The sequence below is a fragment of the Paenibacillus foliorum genome (assembly GCF_013141765.1).
Taxonomy (GTDB): Bacteria; Bacillota; Bacilli; order Paenibacillales; family NBRC-103111; genus Paenibacillus_S; species Paenibacillus_S foliorum.
In genome coordinates, this window is the sequence record NZ_WHOD01000071.1 from 55,704 (window position 1) to 65,756 (window position 10,053).

The 10,053-nt window shown below is 35.8% G+C and carries 9 protein-coding genes; 7 read left to right on the top strand and 2 right to left on the bottom strand.

Annotation, left to right across the window (positions count from 1 at the left end; translation table 11 throughout):
* Window positions 1-40: 40 nt before the first annotated feature.
* On the bottom strand, window positions 41-2,278 hold the full coding sequence (locus GC093_RS20955) for a DEAD/DEAH box helicase family protein (protein WP_171653859.1): 2,238 nt from the start codon (window positions 2,276-2,278) through the stop codon (window positions 41-43).
* A 404-nt stretch (window positions 2,279-2,682) separates the two neighbouring features.
* Here GC093_RS20955 and GC093_RS20960 point away from each other — a divergent pair, with 404 nt between their 5' ends.
* The 7 genes from GC093_RS20960 to GC093_RS20990 all read left to right on the top strand — a co-directional run bounded on the left by GC093_RS20960 (window position 2,683) and on the right by GC093_RS20990 (window position 9,044).
* Window positions 2,683-4,137 carry an NUDIX domain-containing protein gene (locus GC093_RS20960; protein ID WP_216624735.1) on the top strand — a complete coding sequence of 485 codons (1,455 nt, stop codon included), beginning with the start codon at window positions 2,683-2,685 and terminating at the stop codon, window positions 4,135-4,137.
* Window positions 4,138-4,337: 200 nt separating this feature from the next.
* A complete protein-coding gene (locus tag GC093_RS20965; protein WP_171653860.1) occupies window positions 4,338-5,075 on the top strand; it encodes an STM1630 family protein in 738 nt (245 codons plus the stop codon).
* Between the two features lie 200 nt (window positions 5,076-5,275).
* On the top strand, window positions 5,276-5,878 hold the full coding sequence (locus GC093_RS20970) for an ImmA/IrrE family metallo-endopeptidase (protein ID WP_171653861.1): 603 nt from the start codon (window positions 5,276-5,278) through the stop codon (window positions 5,876-5,878).
* On the top strand, window positions 5,879-6,250 hold the full coding sequence (locus tag GC093_RS20975; RefSeq protein WP_171653862.1) for a hypothetical protein: 372 nt from the start codon (window positions 5,879-5,881) through the stop codon (window positions 6,248-6,250). It abuts the gene before it with no gap.
* An 89-nt stretch (window positions 6,251-6,339) separates the two neighbouring features.
* Complete coding sequence (locus GC093_RS20980; protein ID WP_171653863.1) at window positions 6,340-7,164, top strand: thermonuclease family protein; 825 nt, start codon at window positions 6,340-6,342, stop codon at window positions 7,162-7,164.
* Window positions 7,165-7,238: 74 nt separating this feature from the next.
* Window positions 7,239-7,466: an aspartyl-phosphate phosphatase Spo0E family protein gene (locus GC093_RS20985; RefSeq protein ID WP_171653864.1), complete on the top strand. Its 228-nt coding sequence runs from the start codon at window positions 7,239-7,241 to the stop codon at window positions 7,464-7,466.
* Window positions 7,467-7,835: 369 nt separating this feature from the next.
* Entirely contained in the window at window positions 7,836-9,044 is a 1,209-nt protein-coding gene (locus GC093_RS20990; RefSeq protein ID WP_171653865.1) for a tyrosine-type recombinase/integrase, read from the top strand.
* Window positions 9,045-9,445: 401 nt separating this feature from the next.
* On the opposite strand, the gene GC093_RS20995 is transcribed toward GC093_RS20990, so the two are convergent.
* Complete coding sequence (locus GC093_RS20995) at window positions 9,446-9,853, bottom strand: YhjD family protein (protein WP_171653866.1); 408 nt, start codon at window positions 9,851-9,853, stop codon at window positions 9,446-9,448.
* Window positions 9,854-10,053 lie beyond the last annotated feature (200 nt).

Consider the following 10,053-nt stretch of genomic DNA (forward strand, 5'->3'; position numbering starts at 1 on the left):
CCAATTATTCGACCGTAATCTATTTTGTAAGACTGATTTATTATCCTAATGTTTCAAATACACCGACTGCATCAAATACATTATAATATTGCTTATCAATCTTAAAAGATAACCTACTTGCACGAAGAAGCATATTTTCGAAGAGCATTTTTGATTTTACCTGTCTTAAAAAAACTAAATTACACACTTCCGGTACGTTAATTCCTATAGTTAATATGTCCACTGAGACTGCAATATTAGGAAGCCGTTCATTTTCAAAAAGCCTTATCTTTTGTTGCACATCATCAACAGAACTAGTAATTTGTACAACTGTGTTCTTATCCAAATTTTCATATTTGTTAACTAATAGTTCCCTTAAAATGTTAACAATCAATTCAGCATGATCATTTGAACTCGCAAAAACTATTGTTTTTTTATTTGACAATGGATCAATGTGTTCGATTAGTTCCACCATTACAGATCGGACAAACTTTTCTGTCAATATTAATTTATCAAGCTGAACCTCCTCCACTGTTAAAAACCCTTTACCATATTTTTGTTCACTCAAAAGCCCCATTTTAGTTACTTTGTAGCCTAATAAATGCCCATCGCTGATAGCATTTTCATATAAATAAGTAAAGACAGGCTCACCGAATAGATACTCTAAGTTCTTTTCAGAATTTGTAGTCAAAACTATTTTTGTTGCGTCAAAATAATCAAATGCACTCATATATTTCCCTTGATAATCCTCTTTATTAATAAACATGGAGTTGATATAGGACAAATCATTATCAAGTTCGCCAGACCAATATAATCCATCTATAACAATACAATCATAGGTATCAACAGAAAATACTGAATTAGGATTTTCCAAATTTCTCACAATACTTTGAACTGTTTCTATACTAACCCTAGTTTTTAGGTCGAAATTTCTTGAATCAAAACATTCTATATTATAGATATCAGTTAAGTTAAAATTCCCCTCTAATTTAGTTTCTCTAAATGCTTCGTAAGCTTTATGGCCCACGGAAATTCGATCTACAAGAAATAAGATTCTTTTAAAAATTTCGGTCTTTAGTAGACGGTATATTAAACCAACTGCCATTCTTGTCATTCCAGTACCCGAGGCCATATTGACAAGAAGGTTATTGCGGCTTTCTAGAAGAGCTTCCTCGATTTTTTTTATTGCTTTTATCTGATAATCTCTAAAGTCACTTAAATAATCTATAGACTCATGTTCTAGCCTTTTAACACTTAAATCCTTATCAACTCTTAATAAATCTATAAATCCTTGAGGGGAATACCAAGACGAAATAATTCTTGGAATATTAGTATTCTTCCTAGTATCATAAAACCATATCCCCGAATTAATTTTTAAGAGCCCGTTTGCTGCAAAGACAAATGGAATTAAGTTATCGTTGTTTAATGTAACAAAATCCTCTGTATCTCTTCTTATTACGTTTGTCGCATTTTTAATAATTCTACCTAGTTGTGAATAAGGATCCCTACCTTGACTTTTAGTGTCAATAAATGCAACTAATTTAGTCCCTAGAAAAAGAGCATAATCAGCCATATATTTATCATTTAAAGGCCACTTGGCTATTGCTGAATTAATGCCTTCTGTTGGCCTAGCACCTTGAGAGTAGCTTTCTTCAGGACAAAACCATCCGAGCTTAGTTAACTGCTCTCCAATTAATTTTCGTGAATCCTTTTCCGTCAACCTAATAGCCGACAATGCTACAATTGAGCGGGCACGACGTAAGATAGTTTCTTCTTTAGAGACTTCTCTTAAACGTAATTCATCAAGTTTTTCTTTAAGCAAATTTATTTGATGTGTATTGGAAGTGGTTAAATCATCTAATTGTTTCTTTAATTCTGTTGATGATTGTACTTTAATAGGTTCTATAAAGGTGAGCGGTTGAAATTGATCATCCTCATATGTGCGAAAGAACCAGATAGACAATTGTAGTGTCGCTCTTAACAAATCAGTAGCATCTTGTTTGGAATCATGTCCTTCATGAGCAGCTTCATTTCCTTTTTTTCTAATATCATTTAAAAAATTATAAATCGCTTCCGGAATGATGCCACAACTATAAAGAAAATTTATTTTGGTCACTTGGTTATTAGGTCTTGGTTCTTGTTTGCCCTCATAAGCAAAGATTGCTCCTACTAGCTGCTCGCCGTACAATCGCAATTTGAATATAGTAGTGTTCGGATCATGATGTAGGTTTCTTTCTGCTATTTCTCCTAGATTCGCAAGAACTGGCCATTTAACGGAAAGAAATTTAAAATTACTCACTAGCAATCTCCCCTTTCACTAAATTTGTCCTTTTTTTGACAAGACATATATATTTGTACTGTAGCTATGTAATGGTTAAAAGCAGCAACCTTTTCTCAACCCTGCCGCGCTTTTCTATTCCTTAATCTTAGTTTCTCAAATTCCTCGATGCTGACACCTTTACTATCCAGGATGGCATAGCCCTAATTCTTTAATTATGTCCTTCTTCTTCATCACTAGTCTTTGATGATCCAAAACAAATATCTAAAAAGGTCGTAAGTCCTGCTACTTCATTACTAGATATATATTCTATAAAATAACAAAATTCGCCAAAAAAGTATATTAATTTTCCGTCAATAGGAGGAAGTTTAATGCCTCTGTAGAATATTTGTCATAAACTACTAATTTATTACTCAGAGGTTAAAATGAATATTAATGATGCTATCCAATTTGTTCTTGATGAAGTTGACACCCCAGCACTGGAACATCCGCTATTAGAAAAAGAATATAAGAACAAAGTTACTAGGTCTAAAACCATCGTTCAAAGAACAAAAAAAATCGGTGATCTCAACCGTTATTTAAAACGGTTTGAAGCCCTTCAACCGGTTGGTGAAGAGAAGCGAAAACTATACGACCGCTTTAAAGCCCTTGGCCTTAAGACTTATGAGGACTTGTATCCAGAGTTTGTTGCTAGGTATAAGAACTACCTTGATGACGTTACAGTACAGGAAGATTTTATACTAGGTCATGAATATTCATCCTGGGATATATCAATATTCTCCCAGACCTATGATACACAATCAGGCATTTACTTGATTGGAGATGAGCCTAACTACCAAGCTATCTTTATTAAGGCCACCTTTAAAGATGGCAAGTATCCAAATGAGTGGATTGAGAAGTACAACGTACTAAAATATTACATGTATAGCCTTAAAGATGTATTTAAAACGGATTACAAATATAACAAAGCAATTATTGACTCAGTCATAACAAAAACTCCTATCTACGTTTTTGAGAAGCAAGATACTCGTCTAACCTTAAAAGGTATTTATCGCTACGAGAGTCATCACGAGAAGCCTGAAGATTCCTCGAAGTGGTTCATACTGAGAAAAGTAGATTCGTTATCAACCAATCTCGCGCTCACAGTTAAAGAATATGAAGAGCAAGTTTCCAAACAAGTGGATACTTCTAGATCAAGTAATAAAGAAGATCGACAAAAAAGACTGGCTGAGGCTCCTAAACTCCCTGATACAGTAACAGTAACAACAACCGCATTCAAACGTAACCCTGATGTAATCGTTGAGGTTTTAAATCGCTCAAAAGGTATTTGTAAGAAGTGCCGTAAACCGGCCCCATTTCTAAGAAGAGATTTAACACCTTACTTAGAAGTTCATCATATCGTTCCCTTGGCTGAGGGTGGAGAAGATACTGTTAAAAATGCACTTGCACTATGTCCAAACTGTCACCGTGAAGTTCATCACGCTGCAGATGTAACAAATGTCACCGCGGCCATATTAATTGAAAATGGAAAACTACTAATTGCTAAACGCGGCGGTACAGGATCCACTGCTGGTAAATGGGAATTACCTGGCGGAAAGATAGAACCCGGAGAAACACCGGAACAATGTTTACGAAGAGAAATAAAGGAAGAGCTCGGAATTTCAGTGGCTGTTGGAAAGTACTTTAGTGAGAGTGTCTTCAAGTACGAAGGTGGAGTCATTAGATTGATGGCCTACCGTATTAGGCGTGCTCCTGGGGAAATAACTGCAACAGTACATGATGAGGTTTGCTTCGTTGATTTTGATGAGTTGGATAAATTCGAATTTTTGCCAGCTGATGTACCAATAATAAAGCAACTTAGGAAAATTATAAAAAAATAGTTTGGATTATCATTAACTACCGTACTTCAGGGAGGTTTACGATTCAAATTAGAAAAAGAAGCAATAAAACTAACAATAACAAGAATCTAGAAGTAATAAATAAGGGAACCCAAAATGATAGTTTAGAGATTTCAGAGAAAGGTAAACACTCACAACCTGATCAAAGCGGCAACGGATCACAGAAGTCATATGAATCATTGTTGGCAATTTTACTAGCTTACTGTACTTTTATTGGTTATCTTTGCGGGTATAAATATGAAGTGGGATTCAAAGATTATTTCAACATCCCAGATGACTATATTGAAATTGATATTACTACAATTTTGAAGCCTTCTGTATGGATAATTATGGTTCTATTTGCTCTATTTTTTGGAGTATACTTACTCATCGAGCTCGAACGCCGAATTAAGAACATTTCGGATTATATTAAATACCATCGCTTAATTATTTATTTAGCATTACTAATATTTATAATTTTTCAAGAAATGCCACTTAAATATAAACTAGTTGCAATTTTAATAGTAATCCTTATCTTTGGGTTATCAGAACTTATAATCTATATTGTAATGAGATCAATAGATAAGTTTTCAAAAAAGTTCCCACCAGAAATTGATACTGGAATCCCAAGCAAAAACAGAAACATGCTATCTACTATTGTGTTTGTACTATTAATTACTGTAGTCCTGGCTTATGGTATGGAGTACATAGGAAATTTGCACGCGGGTAATCAAAAGGATTTTCTTGTTTATACTGACACTTCAGGGAAATTTATCGTAGTTGATACTTACCGCGACTACCTGCTAGCAGCCAAAATATCAGATAAGAATGAAATATTACCAAACTACAAATTTATTGAATTAAAAAACAATAAACAATCTGAATATAACATGACCCATTTTGAGAAACTTACCGTAGTCCAAGCAATCTATATTAAATAAGGCAAGATTTAAGTTAAGGCCCCAATGAGGGCCTTTTTTATTTCCTGGGTAAGCGCAGCAATCGACTAAACATAACTAGATTTGACATTTGTTACAATAAAGCGAATTCTTTCATAGCCTATTGCAATTAATATGAAAATACATCAAAATAACAGGAACATACGTTCTTGTTAATTAGCAATTCATTATGGGAGGTACCAATGGAACTAACCTTTTATAAACCATCTGAACTTGAAATCTGGATTAATAAAAAATATCAAGAGCATGACATACATTACGCGGCCGACCTCGACTTAGATCATTTATCAGACATTTTTCAAGTAACTTTGAAAGCCACAACAAGCGAATCCAAAGTTATTTGGGACGATGAATTTTGTCTCATTTTTCTGAATGAACATTTGGGCGAAGAAGAAAAGCGTGAACACTTCTTCCACGAAATTAGTCACCCCATGCAACACGTAGGCCGGCAGGAACAATTGCCCCCAGCATTTGTCGAACTTCAAGAAATCCAAGCGTCCCACTTCCAGCTTTACGCAGCCATGCCAATATACATAGTTGAAAAATATAAGGAATTCAGTAGGAAACCGTCATTTTTAAAAGTTCTATCCGAAGAATTCAAGCTCTCCCTTGCATTTGTCCAAAAACGGATCGATCAGATTAAACGTCGGATCTACCAGGGGCGAATGGATCATGAGTTCATGATGAAAGGCACAACAGTACCAGTCCGCTATAACTACTCTTCAGAAACACAACAGTTACTTGAAAAATCAAAGCAGCTCAAAGCTAAGAAAGGAGTTTTATAAATGGCTACGATCCGTGTATATTACGATTATTTCAATGACACCCTCTCCCCTATCTGGTTGCTACTTCACTTTGGCCGCGGAGGAATAGATTGGAGCAAAGAGCATCTTTATATGCCCATTCAAGCCCCCTTCTATCGCATTGAAGCAGAAGAAATCCATGAAGATACCATGAGCCTCAGCATACTCCTTGAAGACCTCACAATTAACCCCTACGAAGCTGGCTACTACGGTATTCGTTTAGATAGAGTCCTGAAACGTATACATAAGCAACAACTGCTCGTTGATCCCTATGATATCGAACAATTTGTTATTCAGCTCGGTGATCTTGAAGAAGTATTACAAATGGATGTCAGACAACACTATCAAACATGAATGGAATCGACATAATAATCCATCCATAATATTACATATTATTCTCTCAAATGGTATAATAGACCTAACAAATATGAAAGAGGTCCTGCATGAAAAAAGCAATAATTCTGATTCTACTTGCTTCACTCACTTCCGGATGCGTTATTGCAACTAAAGATCAACCAACGATTGTACCAGCAGCACAAACTGCAACACAAGCAACACCTGCAGCTGCCCCCATAGCAAACCAGCCTGCTGAAGCCACACCTCTGCCTACGGCAGCACCAGCTCCTGCAGAGAAAAAATTCATTGAAGCTAAAGTTAAGAGAGTTATTGACGGAGATACCATTGAAATCATCATCAACAACAAAGAAGAAACAGTCCGGATGATTCTGGTTGACACCCCGGAGACGAAAAAGCCGAATACTCCAGTGCAACCGTTCGGTCCTGAAGCTTCGACTTTCACCAAAGAGACTCTTGAGGGTAAAGACATAAAATTGGAGCGAGATGTAACTGAGCGAGATCAATACAAGCGACTACTTTACTATGTTTACATCGGGGATAAAATGTTCAATGAGATGTTGCTTGAAAAAGGCCTCGCTAGAGTCGCTGTATACCCGCCAGACGTGAAATATGTCGATCAGTTTAGAGAGATTCAAAAGAATGCGCAAATGGCTAAGATTGGCATCTGGAGCATCGAGAATTATGCAACTGATAAAGGATACGATGAAAGTAAAGCGCAAAAGCATATTGAAGAAAAATCGAAGCAGGCAACGCCAACCCCAGCCCCTGCAGTAAAGGAACCGGCTCCAGCAACGGTCACCTATAAAAATTGCACTGAGGTTAAACAAGCCGGCAAGGCGCCTATACACCGTGGTGAACCTGGCTATAGTAGTAAGCTTGACCGAGATAACGATGGAATAGCATGTGAATAATTTATTTATTTATTTAGACTAATGTAGTGTTTAGCACAGAAATCTATCATAAGACAGTTTAGGAGTACTATGTTATGGATAATTTAAAATTTTATTTAAATAAACAAATCGATATTTATAAGAAAGTGCTTATCACTAAAGTCCAACAGCATAATTTTAATTTACAACACTCTGAGGTAATCGCGTTAAGTCAGACCTTGGATATATTAATTTTACGTTACTGGAATTTAGATCCAAAAGTAAAAAAACGTATGGAGGTGTTTAATGTTCAAGATTCATCAGCAACTCAGCTCCCCTGCTGACTTTGATAATGCCATGTTCTTAAGTATACCGGTAACTGTATTTCAACAAGGAGAGATCATCGATTATGGTGGTGTGATTGAAAAGCATACAGAGAATTGTGTTTATATCAATGGTGGCCACTTTATAAAAGAAAATTGCCAATTTAAAATTAGACGAGCTAAATAGGTCCTCCCAAAATAGTGCCGCTAATCCAATAAAGGATTGTGGCATTTTTTTACTCGGACCAATTGAATCCAGAATAACTATATAATATAATTTTGATTAAACAGGTTTATATACTATCGGCTGTATTACTAATCGATCTTTTGCGATTAGTTTTTATTTTACCACTAATACGAACATATATTCCCTAAAAGGATGTGAGAGTATTGGCCAGTTTTCGGAAACGTGGCAAAAACTCATGGCAGCTTGTTGTTGAATTGGGATTTGATGAAAAAGGCGATCGAATTCAGAAAACAAAAACGGTTCGAATAGAAGATGAAAAACTGCTTAAAACGACTAAGAGATTGAATGAATATCTAGAACAGGAAGTTATAAAATTTAAAATTGAAGTTGAATCGGGTCATTATATCTCTCCTGATAAAATGAGCTTCGAATCGTTTGTGAAGGAGTGGAAAAGTAAATTTGTTTTACGAAACTTAGAGGCCAAGACAGTTGAAAATTACCTATTCCATTCTCAGAAGCGCATTGTTCCCTATTTTGGTCATTTGCGTATAAATCAAATCAAGACAATTCAAATTATCAATTATCTTGATTCATTGCAGCACCCAGGATCTCGTGCAGATAGGAAAAATGGTTCGTTAGGTTCTGCTTCTGTAGTTTACAACTATAGGGTATTACGAAGTATATTTTCGAAAGCAGTTGAATGGAAATTGATCAAAGATAACCCGATGATTGGCATTACTAAGCCAAAAGATGTTCCAAAAGAAATTGAAGTTTATGATGACCATGAAGTCAGGGAATTATTTAAATCATTACAACAAGAACCAATTCAGTTTAGGATATTAATTACTCTTGCTCTAACTACAGGTCTACGTCGAGGGGAACTCCTTGGTCTAGAATGGAGGCACATTGATATAGAAAAAGGAATTATTGAAGTTAGACAATCCATTCCTATTTTCAAAGATGGACAACCATTAATTAAACCACCCAAAAACAAAAGTTCTACCCGAAAAATCTCGCTCCCCCTTTCGCTAGTAAATGAGTTAATAGAATACCAAGATCACATGAGCAGAGAACAGGATTCAATAGAAGATAGAATAGAAGTAAGATATCATTCTTTTTTATTCTGCAATACCTCCGGGTTACCCTATTATCCCAAAACAATTGGGGATCAGTGGAGAAGTTTCCACAAAAGAAACCCACATCTTAAATATATCCGTTTTCACGACCTACGGCACACCTCCGCTACGCTCCTTATCAACCAAGGCGTGCATGCAAAAATCATTTCCAGTAGACTCGGACATTCAAATATTAGTACTACGATGAATGTTTATGGACATGTGATTCAATCAGCTGACCAAGCAGCCGCGGATACATTCGATACCTATTTTAACAATAATAAAAAGGATTTTTAGACAGTCTTTTTGATCACAGATTGATCACGAATTTATTAAAATGATCACATTATGATCACCAATTGTTTCCCAATCAACTACATAAGAATAGAATACTTCCTAAAACAACCCGTATAAACAAAGAAACAATCAGATACTAATCTAAATTTTCGGCCAACTTCAATAGTCACCCTTCTCATCTCCCATGAAGGGCACTCGAAAGAGTGCCCGAATTTATTTACACATGATACTCTCAAGATCCCTTGATACATAAGGCTTTTCTCTTCTTACATCCATATATCCTTACTACTAATAATTTCACATGGGGACGAATTGGGGACCAAATGTTTTCTGCTTGATCCAATATAAATAAGTACTTTATGAAATGAACCTACTATTATAGAGGTTCCCAATATACTGGTTCACCCGCCATCTGTTGATGTAATGCCCCAATACTGACTGCCTTTTTTAAAAATCTCCATCCTCACCATATCCCAATGAAGCAGCAAACTGTGATCGTATCCTCGACATTTAAATTTTGCCTGTATACCTTCTGTTGCACGAACCTCTTCAATGATCTTGATACCACGCTTGCGTATCTCGCCTTTCAACTCCATTAATTCCAAATGAGCGCTTTCCTGTGCCTTGCTGATACTCAAGACATAAAGAATATTCAGCTTCAGCTTAACTTGATTCATTTGCTTGATATCTCGCTGAAGCACATCAAGCATAACAGGCAAAATAACCCCCATTTTAACTAATTGAAGTTCACCGGGTGTAAGTAACGGTGCTCTTTTCGTTTGAGTACGTACTTTCATTTCATCTTTCACAAACACCGCCTCCAAATTATACGAACATATGTTTGTATAATACACAAAATAACGAACATTTATTCGTATTTCAAGAAGAATTTTTTTCAAACATGCGTGGTTCAATGCTGATCAGTTGAACACTTTTCTTTAATTTTCCATGTATAACCCAGTTATTTCATCGAATACTACTATTACACCAATGAAAAGGAGTGATTACC